This is a genomic window from Allofranklinella schreckenbergeri (genome assembly GCF_003703475.1).
Classification (GTDB): domain Bacteria; phylum Pseudomonadota; class Gammaproteobacteria; order Burkholderiales; family Burkholderiaceae_C; genus Lampropedia; species Lampropedia schreckenbergeri.
On sequence record NZ_RDQM01000006.1, the window covers coordinates 163,039 to 182,482 of the forward strand.

Genomic DNA, 19,444 nt, shown 5'->3' on the forward strand with positions numbered 1-19,444 from the left:
GGGGCTTCGCTTGGCTGCATTGAAAGGAGAAGGACCTTGAGTCTGAATCGCAGTGAAAAAGAGGCGGTCGTTGCGCAAGTGGCCGACCTCGCCGCCAAAAGCCAGACGCTGGTAGTGGCGGAATACCGTGGTGTCACGGTGGCTGATCTGACCCAGCTTCGCGTCAAGGCCCGTGCGCAAAACGTGAATTTGAGCGTGTTGAAGAACACGCTTGCACGTCGCGCAGTGGCTGGCAGTGCGTTCGAAGTGGTGGCGGATCAGCTCACAGGCCCGCTGATCTATGGTTTCTCGGAAGATGCTATCGCTGCCGCGAAAGTGGTGGCCGACTTTGCGAAAACCAATGACAAGCTGGTCATCCGTGGCGGTGTTTACGACGGCAAAGCGCTTGATGCCAATGGCGTCAAGGAGCTGGCCAGCATCCCCAGCAAAGAAGTGTTGCTGTCGCAGCTGTTGGGCTTGTTGCAATCGCCAGTCTCCCGCACGGCTCGCGTGCTGGCCGCTTTGGCCGAGAAAAAGGGCGAGGCGGCCGCTGCATGATGCGCGGGGCTATTGCTCGAAACGAACCAATCCGAAACTCCCTATTTCCCATTAAAGGATCAACAAAATGGCATTCGATAAAGACGCATTCCTGACCGCCCTGGACAGCATGACCGTTCTGGAACTGAACGATCTGGTCAAGGCGATTGAAGAGAAATTCGGCGTGAGCGCTGCCGCCATGGCCGCTCCTGCTGCTGGTGGCGCTGCTGGCGGCGCTGCTGCTGCCGAAGAGAAGACCGAGTTCAACGTGGAACTCAAGGATGCTGGCAGCAACAAAGTGGCCGTGATTAAGGCTGTGCGTGAAATCACTGGCCTGGGCCTCAAGGAAGCCAAAGAGCTGGTTGACGGCGCTCCCAAGACGGTCAAGGAAGCTCTGCCCAAGGCTGACGCTGAAGCCGCTCTCAAGAAGCTGGAAGAAGCTGGCGCCAAGGCTGAACTCAAGTAATTTGAGGCGCTTGCATAAGCCAGGGGTTCGATTGCGAGCCCCTGGCTCTTGTTGTTTTCACGCCTATGGAAATTGAAAGCTTGCCGTCAAGGGGGAGGATGTTTTATTTTTCATATCAATAGGATAATAAATTGACTGATTTTGGCTTGATGGGTAAGGTGTTTATTTTCTTTTGATTTAAAATTTTATTTGCGTGTGGGTGGCAAGCTGGCCGCCGGCCTGCGTCAGAGTGCAGACAAAAGCGTTTTTGGTCGTTGATGCGCCAAGCCTGTTTTTGTGTGCTTTCTGAATCCGCGACACAGCAAAGCACCTTGGTCGGGTGGTGTGCAACGCACCGCCGTCTGCCATGGTTGGTAGTGGCCAACCGCCAAGACTTCAAGCCCCTATCCTGGGCGCTGGCAAGTGCACCGTCGAAGAATCCCCTGAAACCCAGCCCTTCAGACCGGAGATCTCATGGCTTATTCCTATACCGAACGCAAGCGCATCCGCAAGAGCTTTGGCCGCCGCGAAAGTGTTTTGCCCATCCCCTATTTGCTGCAAATGCAAAAGGATGCCTACACGGCATTCCTGCAAGCGGACGTGCCCCCCAAGAAACGCTTGGACGAGGGCTTGCAGGCGGCATTCAACTCGGCTTTCCCGATCGTCTCCCACAACGGCTTTGTGGAGATGAAGTTCATTGAATACAACTTGGCCAAACCGGCTTTCGATGTGCGCGAATGCCAGACCCGGGGCTTGACTTACGCCTCGGCCGTGCGCGCGCGCCTGCAGCTCATCATTTACGACCGTGACGCCTCCACCTCGCAAAACAAGGTGGTCAAGGAAGTGAAAGAGCAAGAGGTCTACATGGGCGAAGTGCCGCTGATGACCGACAAAGGCTCGTTCATCATCAACGGCACCGAGCGCGTCATCGTCAGCCAGTTGCACCGCAGCCCGGGCGTGTTTTTCGAGCACGACAAGGGCAAGACCCACAGCTCGGGCAAGCTGCTGTTTTCGGCGCGCGTGATTCCTTACCGTGGCTCCTGGCTGGATTTCGAGTTCGACCCCAAGGATTTGCTGTACTTCCGCGTTGACCGTCGCCGCAAGATGCCGGTGACGATTCTGCTCAAGGCGATTGGCCTGACGCCCGAGGCGATCCTGGCGAACTTCTTTGACAACGACAACTTCACCTTGATGGACAGCGGCGCGCGCATGGAGCTGGTGCCCGAACGTCTCAAGGGCGATGTGGCGCGGTTCGATATCACGGACAAATCGGGCAAAGTCATCGTCGCCAAAGACAAACGGGTGACGGCGCGCAACATCCGCGAGATAGAGCAAGCTGGCCTCAAGGATTTGGCGGTGCCGGAGGACTTTTTGATTGGCCGTGTGCTGGCCAAGAACGTGATCGATGGCGATACGGGCGAGGTGCTGGCCCGCGTCAATGAGGAATTGACCGAGGCGTTGCTGAAAAAACTCCGCACGGCGGGCATCAAGCAAATTGCCTGTATCTACACCAATGAGCTGGATCGGGGTGCGTATATCTCCCAGACGCTGCGCATTGATGAAACGACGGATGAAACAGCCGCCCGCATCGCCATTTACCGCATGATGCGCCCCGGTGAGCCGCCTACCGAAGAAGCGGTGCAGGCTTTGTTCTATCGCCTGTTCTTCAATCCGGACACCTACGACCTCTCGCGCGTGGGGCGCATGAAGTTCAACGCCAAGATTGGCAACCCCGACCCCAAAGGTGCGATGGTGCTGTCCAACGAGGACATTTTGGCGGTTGTGAAAATTTTGGTGGACTTGCGCAACGGCAAAGGTCAGGTGGACGATATCGACCACCTGGGCAACCGCCGCGTGCGCGGCGTGGGCGAGCTGGCCGAAAACCAGTACCGCACCGGCCTGGCGCGTATCGAGAAAGCCGTCAAGGAGCGCCTAGGCACGGCTGAGCAGGAGCCGCTGATGCCGCACGATTTGATCAACTCCAAGCCGATTTCGGCTGCGCTCAAGGAGTTCTTCGGCGCTTCGCAGCTCTCGCAGTTCATGGACCAGACCAACCCGCTGTCGGAGATCACGCACAAGCGCCGCGTCTCGGCCCTGGGCCCGGGCGGTCTGACGCGCGAGCGCGCCGGCTTCGAGGTGCGCGACGTGCACGTCACGCACTACGGCCGCGTCTGCCCGATCGAAACGCCTGAAGGCCCGAACATCGGTCTGATCAACTCGCTGGCGTTGTATGCGCGCCTGAACGAATACGGCTTTATCGAAACGCCGTACCGCCGCGTGGTCGATGGCAAGGTCACTGATGAAATCGATTACCTCTCGGCCATTCAGGAAGGTGACTACATCATCGCCCAGGCCAACGCCGAGCTGGACAAGGACGGCAATCTGACTGGCGATTTGGTGTCGGCGCGCGAGAAGGGCGAATCCATCCTGGTCAACCCCAGCCGCGTGCAGTACATGGACGTTTCCCCTGCGCAGATCGTCTCCGTGGCGGCCTCGCTCGTGCCCTTCCTGGAGCACGACGACGCCAACCGCGCATTGATGGGCGCCAACATGCAGCGCCAAGCCGTGCCTGTGCTGCGCCCGGAAAAGCCCTTCGTGGGCACGGGCATCGAGCGCGTCTCGGCCGTGGACTCGGGCACCGTAGTCACCGCCAAGCGCGGCGGCGTGGTCGATTACGTCGATGCCACACGCATCGTGATCCGCGCCAACGACGACGAGGCCATCGCCGGCGAAGTGGGGGTGGACATCTACAACCTCATCAAGTACCAGCGCAGCAACCAGAACACCAACATCCACCAGCGCCCCATCGTCAAGAAGGGCGACAAGCTGACCAAGGGGGATGTGATTGCCGATGGCGGCTCTACCGACCTGGGCGAGCTGGCCTTGGGGCAGAACATGCTGATCGCCTTTATGCCCTGGAACGGCTACAACTTCGAGGACTCGGTGATGCTGTCCGAGCGCGTTGTGGCCGACGACCGCTACACCTCCATCCATATTGAAGAATTGGTGGTGATGGCGCGCGACACCAAGCTGGGTGCCGAGGAAATCACGCGCGATATTCCCAACCTCTCCGAGCAGCAACTGAGCCGTCTGGACGACTCCGGCATCATCTATGTGGGTGCGGAAGTGCAACCTGGCGACGTGCTGGTGGGCAAGGTCACGCCCAAGGGCGAAACTACCCTGACGCCGGAAGAAAAGCTGCTGCGCGCTATCTTCGGCGAGAAGGCCAGCGACGTGAAGGACACCTCGCTGCGTGTGGACCAAGGCTCCAGCGGCACGGTGATCGACGTGCAGGTGTTCACCCGCGAAGGCATTGAGCGTGACAAGCGCGCTCAGCAAATCATTGAGGACGAACTCAAGCGCTACCGCCTGGACCTGAACGACCAGTTGCGCATTGTGGAAGCCGATGCTTTCGACCGCGTGCGCAAGCTGCTGCTGGGTAAGGTGGCCAACGGCGGCCCGCAAAAGCTGGCCAAGGGCAGCAAGATCGAGGCGGCGTATCTGGATTCGGTGGACAAACACCATTGGTTCGACATCCGCCCAGCCGATGAGGCTGTAGCCGCGCAGCTTGAAAGCATGAAAAACGCCATCGAAGCCACGCGCCACAGCTTCGATCTCTCGTTTGAAGAAAAACGCCGCAAGCTCACGCAAGGCGATGAGCTGCCGCCGGGCGTGCTCAAAATGGTCAAGGTGTACCTGGCCGTCAAGCGCCGCCTGCAACCGGGTGACAAGATGGCCGGTCGCCACGGAAACAAAGGTGTGGTGTCCAAAATCACGCCGATTGAAGACATGCCTTACCTGGCCGATGGCACGACCGCTGACATCGTGCTCAACCCGCTGGGCGTGCCCTCGCGCATGAACGTGGGCCAGGTGCTGGAGGTGCATTTGGGCTGGGCCGCCAAGGGCTTGGGCGAGCGCATTGCCGCCTTACTGGAAATCGAAAAAGGCAAGCAAATCAAGGAAATCCGCGCCTTCCTGGCCAAGGTTTACAACCAGGCTGGCCAGAAGGAAGACCTGGATAGCCTGAGCGATGAGCAAATCATCGACATGGCGCGCAACCTGCAACGCGGCGTGCCGTTCGCCACGCCGGTGTTCGATGGCGCCGATGAGCAAGACATCCAGAACATGCTGCAACTGGCCTACCCGGATGAGGTTGCCAAGGCCAAAGGCTTGACCGAAACGCGCACCCAGGCCTATCTGTACGATGGCCGCACAGGCGAGCGCTTCGAGCGCCCGACCACCATCGGCTACATGCACTTCTTGAAGCTGCATCACTTGGTGGACGACAAGATGCACGCGCGCTCCACCGGCCCGTACTCGCTGGTCACGCAGCAGCCGCTGGGCGGCAAGGCGCAGTTCGGTGGCCAGCGTTTCGGGGAGATGGAAGTCTGGGCGCTGGAAGCCTACGGCGCCTCCTACGTGCTGCAGGAAATGCTCACCGTCAAGTCTGACGACGTGACCGGCCGCACCAAGGTCTATGAGTCCATCGTCAAGGGCGAGCACGCCATTGAGGCGGGCATGCCCGAATCCTTCAACGTGCTGGTCAAGGAAATCCGTTCGCTGGGCCTCGACATCGAGCTCGAACGCAACTGATGAGCCAAAGGAGTTCACACCATGCAATCCTTACTCGACCTGTTCAAGCAATTCACGCCGGACGACCATTTCGACGTCATCAAGGTGGGCTTGGCCTCGCCTGAAAAAATCCGCGCCTGGTCTTTCGGTGAAGTGAAAAAACCCGAGACCATCAACTACCGTACCTTCAAGCCCGAGCGCGACGGTCTCTTCTGCGCCAAAATTTTCGGCCCCATCAAGGACTACGAGTGCTTGTGCGGCAAGTACAAACGCCTGAAATACCGTGGCGTGGTGTGCGAGAAGTGCGGCGTGGAAGTCACCCAAACCAAAGTGCGCCGCGAGCGCATGGGCCACATTGACCTGGCCGCGCCCTGCGCGCACATCTGGTTCCTCAAGTCCCTGCCTTCGCGCCTGGGCCTGGTGCTGGACATGACGCTGCGCGACATCGAGCGCGTGCTGTACTTCGAGGCCTACGTCGTGACCGAGCCGGGCATGACGCCGCTGAAGAAGTTCAGCATCATGAGCGAGGACGAATACGACGCCAAGCGCGAGGAGTACGGCGATGAGTTCGAAGCCCGCATGGGCGCCGAAGGCATCAAGGAGCTGCTCGAAGGCATCGATATCGAAGCCGAAATCGAGCGCCTGCGCGGCGACATGACCGGCTCCGAGGTCAAGATCAAGAAAAACTCCAAGCGCCTGAAAGTGCTGGAGTCGTTCCGCAAGTCCGGCATCAAGCCGAGCTGGATGGTGATGGATGTGCTGCCGGTGCTGCCGCCCGACCTGCGCCCGCTGGTGCCGCTCGATGGCGGGCGCTTTGCCACCTCCGACCTCAACGACTTGTACCGCCGCGTCATCAACCGCAACAACCGCCTGCGCCGCCTGCTGGAACTCAAGGCGCCAGAGATCATCGCGCGCAACGAAAAGCGCATGTTGCAAGAAGCCGTGGACAGCCTGCTGGACAACGGCCGCCGTGGCAAGGCCATGACGGGCGCCAACAAGCGCGCGCTCAAGTCCCTGGCCGACATGATCAAGGGCAAGGGCGGTCGCTTCCGCCAAAACCTGCTGGGCAAGCGCGTGGACTACTCCGGCCGCTCGGTGATTACCGTCGGCCCCACGCTCAAGCTGCACCAGTGCGGCCTGCCCAAGCTGATGGCATTGGAGCTGTTCAAGCCCTTCATCTTTGCCCAACTGGAGCAACGCGGCATCGCCACCACCATCAAGGCCGCCAAAAAAGAAGTGGAAAACGGCACGCCCGTGGTGTGGGACATCCTGGAAGAAGTCATCCGCGAGCATCCCGTGATGCTCAACCGCGCCCCCACGCTGCACCGCCTGGGCATCCAGGCCTTCGAGCCCATCCTGATCGAAGGTAAGGCCATTCAATTGCACCCGCTGGTGTGTGCGGCCTTCAACGCCGACTTCGACGGCGACCAGATGGCTGTGCACGTGCCGCTGTCGGTGGAAGCGCAGATGGAAGCGCGCGTGCTCATGCTCGCCTCCAACAACGTGCTGTTCCCGGCCTCGGGCGAGCCCTCCATCGTGCCCTCGCAGGACGTGGTGCTGGGCCTGTACCACGCCACCCGCGAGAAGATCAACGGCAAGGGCGAAGGCATGGTCTTCACCGGCGTGGACGAAGTGCAGCGCGCGCTGGATGCGGGCGTGGTGGAGCTCAACAGCCGCGTCAACGTGCGCCTGACCGAGTGGGTCAAAAACAAGGCCACCGGCGAGCTCGAAGCCAACACCAAGGTGCGCGAAACCACCGTGGGCCGCGCCCTGTTGTCGGAAATCCTGCCTCGTGGCCTGCCTTTTGATGTCATCAACAAGGCGCTGAAGAAAAAGGAAATCTCCAAGCTCATCAACGCGGCCTTCCGCAAATGCGGCTTGAAAGAGACGGTGGTGTTTGCAGACAAGCTGCTGCAAAACGGCTTTCGTCTGGCTACCCATGCGGGTATCTCCATCGCCATTGAGGACATGCTGGTGCCGCCGCAAAAGCACAGCATCGTCAGCCGCGCCGAGGCCGAAGTCAAAGAGATCGAGCAGCAATACACCTCCGGTTTGGTGACCGCAGGCGAGCGCTACAACAAGGTGGTGGACATCTGGGGCAAGGCCGGTGACGAAGTCTCCAAGGTCATGATGCAGCAGTTGGCCAAGGAAAAGACCATCGACCGCTACGGCAAGGAAGTCGAGCAGGAGTCCTTCAACGCCATTTACATGATGGCCGACTCCGGCGCGCGCGGCTCGGCCGCGCAGATCCGTCAGCTCGCTGGCATGCGCGGCCTGATGGCCAAGCCCGACGGCTCCATCATCGAGACGCCCATTACCGCGAACTTCCGCGAAGGGCTGAACGTGTTGCAGTACTTCATTTCCACGCACGGTGCGCGTAAAGGTCTGGCCGATACGGCGCTCAAGACCGCCAACTCCGGTTACCTCACGCGCCGCCTGGTGGACGTGACGCAGGACTTGGTGATTACTGAGGAGGATTGCGGCACCACCAACGGCACCTACATGCGCGCCATCGTGGAAGGCGGTGAAGTGATCGAATCGCTGCGCGACCGCGTATTGGGTCGCACCGCTGCGGAAGATGTGCTGCACCCTGAAACCCGCGAAGTGCTGGCCGCTGCTGGCGCGCTGCTGGATGAAGACTTGCTCGACGACCTGGAAGCCGCAGGCGTGGACGAAGTCAAGGTACGCACGGCGCTGACCTGCGACACCCGCTTTGGCCTGTGCGCCAAGTGCTATGGCCGCGATTTGGGCCGTGGCGGCCTGATCAACCTCGGCGAAGCCGTGGGCGTGATCGCTGCCCAGTCCATCGGTGAGCCGGGCACGCAGTTGACCATGCGTACCTTCCACATCGGTGGTGCGGTGAACCGCGCAGCCATTGCCTCCAACGTCGAGGCCAAGTCCAACGGGATCATTGGCTTTAACAGCGCCATGCGTTATGTCACCAACTCCAAAGGCGATTTGGTGGTCATCGCACGCTCGGGTGAAATCATCGTTGCCGACGAATTCGGCCGCGAGCGCGAGCGCCACAAAGTGCCTTACGGCGCGACGTTGACCGTCAAGCCTGACCAGCAGATCAAGGCCGGTACCATCCTGGCCAACTGGGATCCGCTCACGCGCCCCATCATCACCGAGTACGCCGGTCAGGTGAAGTTCGAGAACGTCGAAGAAGGCCTGACGGTTGCCAAGCAGGTGGACGATGTCACGGGCCTGGCGACCTTGGTGGTGATCGACCCCAAACGTCGCGGCTCCACCAAGGTGGTGCGTCCGTTGGTCAAGCTCATCGACGCGCAAGGCAGCGAGGTCAAGATCCCCGGCACCGATCATGCTGTGGCGATTGGCTTCCAGATCGGCGCGCTGATTCAGGTGCGCGACGGCCAGGAAGTCGGCCCCGGCGAGGTGCTGGCGCGTATCCCCATCGAAGGCCAGAAAACCCGCGACATTACCGGCGGTTTGCCGCGCGTGGCCGAGCTGTTCGAGGCGCGCACGCCCAAGGACAAGGGCACGTTGGCGGAAATCACCGGCACCGTCTCCTTCGGCAAGGAAACCAAAGGCAAGATCCGCCTGCAAATCACCGATCCGGAAGGCGGCGTTTGGGAGGAGCTGATCCCCAAAGAGAAAAACCTGCTGGTGCACGAAGGCCAGGTGGTCAACAAGGGCGAGCTGATCGTCGATGGCCCGGCCGATCCGCAGGACATCCTGCGCTTGCTGGGCATTGAGGAGCTTTCCCGCTACATCGTCGATGAAATCCAGGACGTGTACCGCTTGCAAGGCGTGAAGATCAACGACAAGCACATCGAGGTCATCGTGCGCCAGATGCTGCGCCGCGTGGTGGTCGAGAACCCGGGCGAGTCCAGCTACATCCAGGGCGAGCAGGTCGAGCGCAGCGAAATCCTCAACACCAACGAGGCGTTGCAAAAAGAGGGCAAGATCCCTGCGACCTACACCAACTTGCTGCTGGGTATCACCAAGGCGTCGCTGTCCACCGACTCGTTCATCTCCGCCGCGTCCTTCCAGGAAACCACACGCGTGCTGACCGAGGCGGCCATCATGGGCAAGCGCGACGAGCTGCGTGGCCTGAAGGAAAACGTTATCGTCGGCCGCCTGATCCCTGCCGGTACTGGCCTGGCCTACCACCAGGCGCGCAAGGCCAAGGACGCCATGGACGAAGCCGAGCGCCGCGCTATCGCCGAGCAGGAAGCCGCCGCTGAACAAAACAGCGCCGACGAGTCCGCCGCCGACGAAGAAGGCAGCAGCAGCCCCGACGAGTCTTGATCGCGACACCAAGCCCCTGCGCAGCCGCATTGCGCAAGGGGCTTGGTGCAGTGTTGCGGTATCTCCTGCTGTATGCCGCGCTGCATGCATACCAACCACGCCCGCTTTTCGCGGGCGTTGTCATGTCCACGCCTGGATGGCCCAAAACCGCTGGCTGCCGATTTGCTGGTGGGCACGGGCGGCATGCGCAAAGTGCGCTGGGCTGCTGGCGGCAAGCGCAAAAGCGGCGGCGTGCGCATCATCTACTTTGAAATATAGCCATCAACGCGGTGTTGATGGCCGCTGCGCCGCGCAGCGTCCAGTGCTGATGCCTGTCAAAAGACAACTCCCCGCAACCCGGCACAGTGCGCCCACTGGTCAAGCGATACTTCTGCGATCACAACAACGCTGTCACCGAGGCGGGCGGGGTGGGATGCCTGAGCGAGCGCACCGAGTCTTCTGAAGTTGCAAGAATTTCCTGGCCCTCTTGTGGACTTTTTCGGCCGCCGTCTGCGCTTGAAAACACACGGAACGCCCCTTTTTTACAAATCAAAAAGAAATAAAAATGCCTTATTTCGGCAATATGGTAAATGATATATTTTTCTTTTGAATAAAATGATTGGCGTTACAAGGAGGCAGGCGTTTGCACCTGCATCACCAGCAAAGCGCCGGTGATGAGCGCTTGCATGCCCAGGGTGAATTCGTGCTCCAGCTCGGCGGTTTCGGCAGCTTGCTCGGTGGTGGTTTGCGCGGTGTGGCGGCCTGTGGCGGTGTAAACCGTATCGGCGGCGGCAAAGGCATGAAAGGCGATGGTGGCCAGCAGCCTGCGCGCCTGCTCGTGGCCGATGCCATAACGGCTGGCGACTTGGCGCTGGTGCTGCTCGATGCGCGAGAGCATGGAGGGCGTGGCCGCCATGCGCCGGATGACGTAGGGCGTGATGCCCGGGTGCGCCTGCACAAAGGCCTGGATGCCAGCGGTGAAGGCGACGAGATAGGCGGGCAAATCGTGGCTGTCCTCGCAGGGCGGAATTTGCCAGCGGCTGAAGATTTCCTCCGCCACGAGGCGCTTGAGTTCCTCCAGATTGGCAACGTGCTTGTACAGCGCCATGTGGCTGACGCCCAGCGCAGCGGCGACGCCGACAAAGGTGATGTGCGGCAAGCCTATTGCCATGCCTGCTTGCGCGATGCGCTCGCGGGTGATGGTGCGGGGGCGTCCGCGTGGGGTAGGGGCTTCGGGTGTGGTCATCTCCCTCCTTTGCTGGTGTTGCATTTGAAAATTTTATACATCAAAGAGAAATGAAAATGCCTTTTTTGGGCAATTATTTTCTATCCCGGTTTTCCTTTGATATGCATCCTTGGGGCGCCTTGGCAGGCGGCTTGCAGTCATTAAGTTTAATGTGTGAAACTATTTAAAAAATTTAGTTTATAGTAATGCAATTAATTGAGATTGCGCCGTTGCCATGTTTGGGCATGCCCAGGCATGGCGCAGGCTCCGAGGAAAGGAAACGGTATGGGTAAACGGTGTGTGGGTGCGCGGCAATTGGTTGCGCCTCTTTCTGGCATGGCGCTGGCGGTGCGTGTGGGTTTGTGTGCGCTGGTCTGGCCGGCGGGGCCTGCGCTGGCGCAATCTCAATCGCAGGCCGACGGGGCGCAGGCAGCGGTGTTGCCTGCAGTGACGGTGACGGGCCAGGCCGCATCGCCTGCGGCGCTGCCCTATGCGGGCGGGCAGGTCAGTGGTGGCGGCCGCATGGGGTTGCTGGGCGAGCGCGATTTCATGGAGACGCCGCTGGCGAGCATCTCCTACACCGAAGCTTTCATCGACGAGCAAAACGCGCCCGATGTGCAGGGCGTGATTGCGCGCAACGATGCGTCGGTGTTCCTCAGCGGCATCCCCGGTGAGCATTTGGAGAGCTATTCCATCCGCGGCTTTGCCATGGATGCGGGCGATGTCAGCGTCGATGGCCTGGCGGGCATGGGATCGAGCTACCGCAATATGCCCGAGCGGTTCGAGCGTGTGGAAGTGCTCAAAGGCCCTTCCGCGATGCTGGGTGGCATGGCGCCGCATGGCTCGGTGGGTGGGTCGGTGAATCTGGTGCCCAAGCGCGCGGGCGCTGCGCCGCTGACGCGCCTGACGCTGGGCATGCAGTCGGATGCGCACGGGCGCGCCCACCTGGATGTGGGGCGGCGCCTGGGCGCGCAGCAGCAGGTGGGCATCCGCCTCAATGCCATGGGCCGCAACGGCGCGATCGATGTGGAGGGGCAGAAGAAGAAAGCCCATCTGGGCGCGCTGGCGCTGGATTGGCGCGGCGCGCAGGCGCGGGTTTTTGCCGATCTCTACAGCACGGGCGATCGCGTCAATGGCATGACGCGCGGGCTGACGCTGGCGCCGGGCGTGGCCGTGCCCCAGCCCCCCAAGGCCACGATGTCATGGAACCCGCCCTGGGCCTTTTACGACGCCACGGCGCGCGGCGCTGCCTTGCGCGGCGAGTGGGATGTGAACGAGCGCCTGACGGCCTGGGCCGCCGCCGGGCGTAGCAAGAGCGGGCTGGGAACGCTCATGGGCCTGCCCACGGTGCTGGATGCGGCGGGCAACATGCGCCTGACTTTTGGCGGGGTGGACGAAACCATTACGCGCAAGTCGGCCGAGGCGGGCCTCAAAGGCAAGCTGCAAACCGCCGGCGTGGGGCATGAGTTCGCGCTCAACGTCACGCATTTGGAGGAGGACATCGCCCTTGACGGCTTTCGCCTGCGCGATACCTGGAGCACCAACCTCTACCACCCCATTTGGGGCGCCGAGCTGCCGCGCCCGGTGCAAGCCCTCAGCCGCACCGAAACGCGCCTGCGCAGCGTGGGCGTGGCCGATACGCTCTCGCTCTGGCAAGGCCAGGTGCAACTGACCCTGGGCGTGCGCCGCCAAAGTGTGCGCACGCAGCAATTTCGCGCTGCGGGGGCGGCGCTGGGCCAGCGCTACGACGCCAGCGCCACCACACCGGCGGCGGCCGTGCTGGTCAAGCTCGGCGAGGGGCTTTCCCTCTACGCCAACGCCATGCAAGGGCTGAGCCAGGGCGCCATTGCGCCCGCAACGGCGGCCAACGCGGGCGAAGTCTTTGCGCCTTACAAGAGCAGGCAAAAAGAAATCGGCCTCAAGCTCGACCAAGGCCCATTCGCCCACACGCTGAGCGTGTACGAAATCCGACGCCCCAGCCGCTATGTGGACCCTGTCAGCAACGTCTTTTCCTTTGGCGGCGAGCAACGCAACCGGGGCGTGGAGTGGAGCTTTTTCGGCGCGCCGCTGCCTGGCTGGCGCGTGATGGGCGGCGTGGCCTACAGCGATGCCAAAGTCACCCGCGCCGAGGTGGCCGCCCACGTGGGCCAGCAGGCCACGGGCCAGCCCCGGTGGCAAGCCAAGCTCGGCGCCGAGTGGGATGTGCCCGCCGTGCCCGGGCTGACCGCCAGCGCCCATGCCCAATACGCAGCGCGCCAATACCTCAGCGCCGACAACGCTCTCTCCGTCCCCGGTCGGGCGGTGTTCGATCTGGGGGCGCGCTACGCCACCCGGGCGGCCGGTTATCCGCTCACGCTGCGCGCGGGCGTGCGCAATGTGGCCAACAAAACCTATTGGGCCAAGCCGCACTACACCAGCCTGGGCCTGGGCGCGCCGCGCAGCTTCCAGCTCTCGGCCACGGTGGATTTTTAAGCGTCAAAGCACTTTGAGCAGTTGCGCCATGCACGCCCCCATCTCTTTGCACGGCATGTTGGCCCAAGTCGCCGGGCACTGGCAGCCGCACATCCTGCACTGCGGCGATTTCGGTTTGCGTTTTGTGCGGTTTGCGGGCGATTTCGAGTGGCACCGCCATGCGCATAGCGACAAGGCTGTGCTGGTGCTCAGCGGTGAAATGGGCATCCGCTTTGAAGGCGGGGCCGAGCCGGTGCGCATTCGCGCGGGTGAGTTGTTCGTGTTGCCCAAAGGGGTGCTGCACCAGCCGTATGCCGAGCGTGAATGCGGCATCGTGTTGCTGGAGCTGGCCGGGCGCGGGGGGTGATGTTGCGCTGGGGCAGGGCGGCAGCCAAGGGAGCGTAAAAGCCTGCCGCTCTGCCTGTCTTTGCTTTTCATTTATCGATCAAAAGGATAAAAAATCGCCTTGTTTTGGCATGATCTGTATGAAGCCTATTTTCCTTTGATGTAAAAATATATTTTTCAAATCAAAGGAAAAAGGTGTTCTTTCCAGTCATGCCGAAACAGGGTGATTTTTTTTCCTTTGATGGCCAAGGGCTGGGCGCGGGTGGCGCATTGGGGTTGTTTGGGGTGGTGTTTGGAGCGCGCTTTTGCCGCGCCGCGCGCGCGCCTGCATTGGCCTTGATCCCCCGCGCCGCAGGACGGTTGCAAACGGAAACAATGGTACATTGCTTGCCGATTGCCCGGCTGGGCGCAGCGCGTGCCCATGCAGGCCCAGGGCTGGCAATCGGTTGAGTTTTATCGCATCACGCACCCGGAGGAGTCCCCATGGCGGCAATGCAGCGCTTGCTGAGAATGATGGCTGAGAACAAGGCGTCCGACATTTACATTTCGGCCCATTCGCCCGTGCTCATCAAGATTCGTGGCGAGACCATCCCCGTCAACCAGCAGGTGCTCAGCCCCGAGTCCACGCTCAAGCTGCTGCGCGAAATCGTCTCGGCCGAGCGCATTGCCGAGCTCGAGCGCACGGGCGAGCTGAACATGGCCGTGCCGCTGGAAGGGGTAGGGCGGTTTCGCGTCAGCGCCATGCGCCAGCGCGGCAGCTATGCGGTGGTGATTCGCTACATCCCGCGCGATATCCCCGAACTCTCCACCCTGCGCCTGCCGCCCGTGCTGGAAGATTTGGCGATGGAAAAACGCGGCCTGATCCTGCTGGTGGGCGCCACCGGCTCGGGCAAGAGTACGACGATTGCCTCCATGATGGACTTGCGCAACCGCCAAGCCTCGGGCCACATCCTCACCATCGAGGATCCGATCGAATACGAATTCACCAACCGCCGCAGCGTGGTCAACCAGCGCGAGGTCGGCAGCGACACCGAATCGCTGCAAACGGGTCTGAAAAACGCCCTGCGCCAGGCGCCGGACGTGATCCAGATCGGCGAAATTCGCGACCGCGACACCATGTCCGCCGCGCTGGCTTACGCGCAATCGGGCCACTTGTGCATCTCCACCTTGCACGCCAACAACAGTTACCACGCGCTCAACCGGATCTTGAGCTTTTACCCCGTCGAAGTGCGCCCGACCATGCTGGGCGATTTGGCCGCCACGCTCAAGGCCGTGATCTCGCAGCGCCTGCTGCGCGCCATTGATGGCGAGCGCATCCCGGCGGTGGAGGTGCTGCTCAACACCAAGCTGGTGTCCGAGCTGATCGAGGCGGCCGATTTCTCCGGCATCCGCGACGCCATGCAGCAATCCATGTCCGAAGGCTCGCAAACCTTTGAGGAATCGCTGGCCTTCATGGTCGGCCAGGGGCTGATCGACCGCAAGGAAGCCTTCAGCTACGCCGATTCGCCCACCAACCTCATGTGGCGCTTGCAAAACGACTTTGCCATGGCCGCCAACGCCGCCAAGGCGCGCGTGCAGGCGGCGGAGGAAAACAACGACGAAGCGCCTTCGTTCACCGAGTTCACGCTGGATGTGCGCGAGAAGGAGGAAACCTGAGCGCCTCTTTCGCGCCCCCGTCAGTGATCGCTCTCAGCCGCCTTTCGAGGTGGCTTTTTTCGATCAAAGTAGAAATAATATCAATATGGAATTGCCTAAACGGCATGATTTTATTGCTTTTGATTGGTAAATAACTTGGGCGAAAAAACGCTGATCGCCAAGGACTACATCTTTTGCCGCCCCTCGTTGATATCGCAGGGATACAACCGGGGCGTACAATCCGTTGCTTTTCGCGATGCATAGCGCTTGGCGTTATGCGTTTTTCACTATCGCGGCCCCATCCGCTGGGCCGCACCACAGGATTGTTCTGCATGAAAAACGTCCGCTTGCCCTTCGCCCGTTGTCTGGTTGTTGCCGCCCTGGCCGTGGCTGCCCAAGGCAGTTGGGCCGAAACCATCACCGTTTCTGCCGCGGCCAGCCTCAAAGATGCCTTCACCGAGCTGGCCCAAAAATACGAGGCCAACAACCCGCAGGACAAAGTGCAGTTGAACTTCGGCGGCTCGGGCGCGCTGTTCCAGCAAATCGAAAAAGGCGCGCCGGTGGACGTGTTTGCCAGCGCCGATGAAAAGACCATGGACAAGGCCGAGCAGGCCAAGCTGGTGCTCGAGGGCACGCGCCAGACCTTCGTCACCAACACCCTGGTGCTGATCCAGCCCGCCAAGGGCCAGGCCCAGCTCGATTCGCTGCAAGCGCTGCAAGACAAGGCGGTGGCGCGCATCGCCATCGGCAACCCCGAGAGCGTGCCCGTGGGCCGCTACACCAAGGCCGCGCTGGAGGCCGCCCAGCAGTGGGATGCGCTGCAACCCAAGCTCATCCTGGCCCAGAACGTGCGCCAGGCGCTGGACTATGTGGCCCGCGCGGAGGTGGATGCAGGCTTCGTCTATGGCACGGACGCCGCGCTGATGAAGGACAAGGTCAAGGTCGCCTACGTGGTGCCGGTGGAAAAAACGGTCAGCTACCCCATCGCCGTGATGAAAACCGGCGCTCAAGAAGCGGCCGCCAAGCGCTTTGTGGCGCTGGTGACTTCCCCCATCGGCCAGGGCGTGCTCAAGAGCTACGGCTTTGTGCCGGCGGTGAAATAAAGCCGCTGTCAAAGCCGCTGCTGCCCACTGAAAGTCCATCGCACGAAAGCCCATCGCAGCAACCTGCGATGGGCCAGTCGCCATTACGCGCTGACTTGCCCCCTTGCGGCGCTGGCGCGCCTTGGTCCGTCAGCGCTTTTTTCTGTCTTGACGTATTTGACGCATGCAATCCATTTGGGCCGAGGTGCTCGCGCCCCTGTCTCTTTCGCTGAAAGTGGCGTTCTGGGCCACGCTGCTGAGCGCCTTGCTGGGCACTGCGCTGGGTTTGTACCTGGCCAAAAGCCGACTGTGGCTGCGCAACGTGCTCGATACCGTATGCACCCTGCCGATGGTGCTGCCGCCCACCGTCATGGGCTATTACCTGCTGGTGCTGTTTGGCAGTCACGGCCCGCTGGGCATGTGGCTGAAGCAAACGCTGGGCATCAACATGATCTTCAGCATCAACGGCGCCATCATCGCCGCCACGGTGGTGAGTTTTCCGCTGGTGTTCAAGCCCGCGCGCGCAGCCTTCGAGTCCATCGACCCGCAACTGGAGCAAGCCGGGCGCGTGCTGGGCGTGCGCGAGGCGGGCATCTTGCTGCGCATCAGCCTGCCCCTGGCCTGGCGCGGCATCATGGCAGGCGTGATGCTGGGCTTTGTGCGCGCGCTGGGCGAGTTTGGCGCCACGCTGATGATTGCGGGCAGCATCCCGGGCAAAACGCAAACCCTCTCCATCGCCATTTACGAGGCGGTGCAGGCGGGCAACGATGGCGTGGCCCATGTGCTGGCGCTGGTGATCTCCGGCGTGTGCATTGCGCTGCTGCTGCTGGCGACCTGGATTACCCCGGGGCGTCGCAAGGCGCGCGGCGAGTAATTTTTATCAATCAATAGGATAAAAAATTGCCTTGTTTTGGCATGATTTGTAATAAGTCTTATTGATTATTGATTTGTAATTCAAGGCGGCGTCATGTGGTGCGATCTGCACGTCAAAAAAACCCTGCGCTCGGCAAAGCGCGTGTTCGAGTTCGATGTCAAGCTGCAAAGCGATGCGCCGCGCCTGGTGCTGATGGGGCCATCGGGCATTGGCAAGACGATGGTTTTGCAAGCCATTGCGGGGCTGATCCGGCCCGATGACGGCCACATCCGCATCGGCGATGCGCTGCTGTTTGCGCGCCAGCAAAGCGTGGATGTGCCCACCCAGCAGCGCCGTGTGGGCTTTCTGTTTCAAAACTACGCGCTGCTGCCGCATTTGACGGCGCTGGCCAACGTGGGCTTTGGCCTGCGGCGCGGGCTGTGGGGCTTTCTCACGCAGGCGCAAAAGCGCCAGGCCATGCAGTGGCTGGAGCGTTTCCAAATCGCCCACCTGGCGCACCAGTACCCGCACACGCTCTCGGGCGGGCAGCAGCAGCGCCTGGCGCTGGCGCGCCTGGCCATCTTGCAGCCGCGCGTGCTGCTGCTCGACGAGCCGTTTTCCGCGCTCGACCCCGCGCTGCGCCAATCCATGCGCGAGGAAATCGACGCCTTGCTCACCGCCTTGAATATCCCGCTGCTGATGGTCTCGCACGACGAAGAAGACCGCCTGGCCTTGGGCGCCCAGGCCGTGCGGCTGGGGCAAGTCGATGGCCGCACGGTGCTGTTGGAGGGGTGAGGGGGCTTGGGCTGCGATGCGCTGGCATGCCGTGCCGCCGCGCTGCAACAGGGGCGCATTGCGGGCACATCATGGGTGAACCGTGAGTCAATCGCAGGCCGCTCACAGGCCACTCACAGGCCCATCCCCGGCCATCGCGACCCATCGAGGCCAATCCCTGGCAGCGCCTATGGCACCATCGCCGCCTTGATTTCCCCCTCTGCACAGCGCCAGCCATGAACACCCCAACAAACGCCGCCCCTTTGGACCAAGCCACGCTCACCCACTTGCAGCAATGGCAGGGCCGCACCGAAACCGCCCACGATGCCATCGCCGCAGCCCCCTTGCGCGGGCTGGCGGCTACGCTTGATCGCGACGATGCCCCGCCCGCAACGGGCACGCCCGTGCCGCCGCTGGGGCATTGGCTGTACTTTTTGCCGCACACGCGCCAAAGCGCGCTGGGGCCGGACGGGCACGCGCGCCGGGGCGGTTTTTTGCCGCCCGTGCCCCTGCCCAGGCGCATGTGGGCGGGCGGGCGGCTGTGGTGGCAGACCGACAACCCTTTGACCGTGGGCGATGAGGCGGAAAAACGCTCGCGCATCGCCCGCATCACCCACAAGCGGGGCCGCTCGGGCGATTTGCTGTTTGTGCTGGTGCGCCACGAAGTGCACAACGCGCGCGGCCTGTGCCTGACGGAGGAGCACGACATCGTTTACTGCGCCGCTGCCGCGCCCGCTCAAGAGGCCGCTGCACCTGTGCCAGCCCCCACCAGCGCGCCCTGGCAGCGCTGCATCACGCCCGATGATGTACTGCTGTTTCGCTACAGCGCGCTGACGTTTAACGGCCACCGCATCCATTACGACCGCCGCTACGTCACCGAGGTGGAGGGCTATCCCGGCCTGGTGGTGCATGGCCCGCTGATGGCCACGCTGCTGACCGACCTGGTGCGCCGCCACGCGCCAGAGCGCAAGCTGAGCCGCTTTGCCTTCAAGGCCGTGCGCCCCGTGTTCGATGGGCATCCCTTGACGCTGAGCGGCCAGCCGCAGGCCGAGGCAGAGGGCAATGACAGCGGCAGCGGCGGCGGTTGCATCCGGTTATGGGCGGCCGACTATCAAGGCTGGCTGACGATGCAGGCAGAGGCCTGGATGGTTGAATGATTTATCGATCAATGGAAAATAAAATAAATTATATGGCTTGATAGAAATAAAGGTAATTTCACTTTGATATGTAATCAGTAGTGCGCTTTGGGTGTGGCGATGGCTGCCAGGCGGCCCCTTGTGCGTGCGCTCTGGGTA

The 19,444-nt window shown here is 61.8% G+C and carries 13 protein-coding genes; 12 read left to right on the top strand and 1 reads right to left on the bottom strand.

Annotated elements, in window-relative coordinates; translation table 11 throughout:
• Positions 1–36 precede the first annotated feature (36 nt).
• The 5 genes from rplJ to EBQ26_RS12920 all read left to right on the top strand — a co-directional run bounded on the left by rplJ (position 37) and on the right by EBQ26_RS12920 (position 10,063).
• A complete protein-coding gene (rplJ, locus tag EBQ26_RS06335) occupies positions 37–537 on the top strand; it encodes a 50S ribosomal protein L10 (protein ID WP_122238165.1) in 501 nt (166 codons plus the stop codon).
• Between the two features lie 67 nt (positions 538–604).
• On the top strand, positions 605–982 hold the full coding sequence (gene rplL / locus EBQ26_RS06340) for a 50S ribosomal protein L7/L12 (RefSeq protein ID WP_122238166.1): 378 nt from the start codon (positions 605–607) through the stop codon (positions 980–982).
• Between the two features lie 453 nt (positions 983–1,435).
• Positions 1,436–5,554 (top strand): DNA-directed RNA polymerase subunit beta, encoded by a 4,119-nt coding sequence (rpoB, locus tag EBQ26_RS06345; protein WP_122238167.1) that lies wholly within the window; start codon positions 1,436–1,438, stop codon positions 5,552–5,554.
• A gap of 21 nt (positions 5,555–5,575) precedes the next feature.
• Positions 5,576–9,805 carry a DNA-directed RNA polymerase subunit beta' gene (rpoC, locus tag EBQ26_RS06350; protein WP_122238168.1) on the top strand — a complete coding sequence of 1,410 codons (4,230 nt, stop codon included), beginning with the start codon at positions 5,576–5,578 and terminating at the stop codon, positions 9,803–9,805.
• Between the two features lie 84 nt (positions 9,806–9,889).
• A complete protein-coding gene (locus EBQ26_RS12920) occupies positions 9,890–10,063 on the top strand; it encodes a hypothetical protein (protein WP_238944189.1) in 174 nt (57 codons plus the stop codon).
• Between the two features lie 346 nt (positions 10,064–10,409).
• On the opposite strand, the gene EBQ26_RS06360 is transcribed toward EBQ26_RS12920, so the two are convergent.
• Positions 10,410–11,030, bottom strand: a complete 621-nt coding sequence (locus EBQ26_RS06360; protein WP_122238169.1) for a TetR/AcrR family transcriptional regulator — start codon at positions 11,028–11,030, stop codon at positions 10,410–10,412.
• 264 nt (positions 11,031–11,294) lie between these two features.
• On the opposite strand from EBQ26_RS06360, the gene EBQ26_RS06365 reads away from it, so the two are divergent.
• The 7 genes from EBQ26_RS06365 to EBQ26_RS06400 all read left to right on the top strand — a co-directional run bounded on the left by EBQ26_RS06365 (position 11,295) and on the right by EBQ26_RS06400 (position 19,306).
• Positions 11,295–13,481: a TonB-dependent receptor gene (locus tag EBQ26_RS06365; RefSeq protein WP_238944190.1), complete on the top strand. Its 2,187-nt coding sequence runs from the start codon at positions 11,295–11,297 to the stop codon at positions 13,479–13,481.
• Positions 13,482–13,509: 28 nt separating this feature from the next.
• Complete coding sequence (locus EBQ26_RS06370; RefSeq protein ID WP_238944191.1) at positions 13,510–13,827, top strand: cupin domain-containing protein; 318 nt, start codon at positions 13,510–13,512, stop codon at positions 13,825–13,827.
• A 461-nt stretch (positions 13,828–14,288) separates the two neighbouring features.
• Positions 14,289–15,461: a PilT/PilU family type 4a pilus ATPase gene (locus tag EBQ26_RS06380; RefSeq protein WP_122238173.1), complete on the top strand. Its 1,173-nt coding sequence runs from the start codon at positions 14,289–14,291 to the stop codon at positions 15,459–15,461.
• Between the two features lie 311 nt (positions 15,462–15,772).
• Entirely contained in the window at positions 15,773–16,543 is a 771-nt protein-coding gene (gene modA, locus EBQ26_RS06385) for a molybdate ABC transporter substrate-binding protein (RefSeq protein WP_122238174.1), read from the top strand.
• 163 nt (positions 16,544–16,706) lie between these two features.
• Complete coding sequence (modB, locus tag EBQ26_RS06390) at positions 16,707–17,396, top strand: molybdate ABC transporter permease subunit (protein WP_122238175.1); 690 nt, start codon at positions 16,707–16,709, stop codon at positions 17,394–17,396.
• Positions 17,397–17,489: 93 nt separating this feature from the next.
• On the top strand, positions 17,490–18,170 hold the full coding sequence (locus EBQ26_RS06395) for a sulfate/molybdate ABC transporter ATP-binding protein (protein WP_122238176.1): 681 nt from the start codon (positions 17,490–17,492) through the stop codon (positions 18,168–18,170).
• 215 nt (positions 18,171–18,385) lie between these two features.
• Positions 18,386–19,306: an FAS1-like dehydratase domain-containing protein gene (locus EBQ26_RS06400; protein WP_122238177.1), complete on the top strand. Its 921-nt coding sequence runs from the start codon at positions 18,386–18,388 to the stop codon at positions 19,304–19,306.
• Positions 19,307–19,444 lie beyond the last annotated feature (138 nt).

Excerpts from the sequence above, each read along its gene's own strand:
- rpoB (WP_122238167.1), top strand. The coding sequence starts at position 1,436 with ATGGCTTATTCCTATACCGAACGCAAGCGCATCCGCAAGAGCTTTGGC.
- EBQ26_RS06400 (WP_122238177.1), top strand. The coding sequence starts at position 18,386 with ATGAACACCCCAACAAACGCCGCCCCTTTGGACCAAGCCACGCTCACC.
- rplL (WP_122238166.1), top strand. The coding sequence starts at position 605 with ATGGCATTCGATAAAGACGCATTCCTGACCGCCCTGGACAGCATGACC.
- EBQ26_RS06380 (WP_122238173.1), top strand. The coding sequence starts at position 14,289 with ATGGCGGCAATGCAGCGCTTGCTGAGAATGATGGCTGAGAACAAGGCG.
- EBQ26_RS06365 (WP_238944190.1), top strand. The coding sequence starts at position 11,295 with ATGGGTAAACGGTGTGTGGGTGCGCGGCAATTGGTTGCGCCTCTTTCT.
- EBQ26_RS06395 (WP_122238176.1), top strand. The coding sequence starts at position 17,490 with ATGTGGTGCGATCTGCACGTCAAAAAAACCCTGCGCTCGGCAAAGCGC.
- EBQ26_RS06360 (WP_122238169.1), bottom strand. The coding sequence starts at position 11,030 with ATGACCACACCCGAAGCCCCTACCCCACGCGGACGCCCCCGCACCATC.
- modA (WP_122238174.1), top strand. The coding sequence starts at position 15,773 with ATGAAAAACGTCCGCTTGCCCTTCGCCCGTTGTCTGGTTGTTGCCGCC.
- rpoC (WP_122238168.1), top strand. The coding sequence starts at position 5,576 with ATGCAATCCTTACTCGACCTGTTCAAGCAATTCACGCCGGACGACCAT.
- EBQ26_RS06370 (WP_238944191.1), top strand. The coding sequence starts at position 13,510 with ATGCACGCCCCCATCTCTTTGCACGGCATGTTGGCCCAAGTCGCCGGG.
- EBQ26_RS12920 (WP_238944189.1), top strand. The coding sequence starts at position 9,890 with ATGCATACCAACCACGCCCGCTTTTCGCGGGCGTTGTCATGTCCACGC.
- modB (WP_122238175.1), top strand. The coding sequence starts at position 16,707 with ATGCAATCCATTTGGGCCGAGGTGCTCGCGCCCCTGTCTCTTTCGCTG.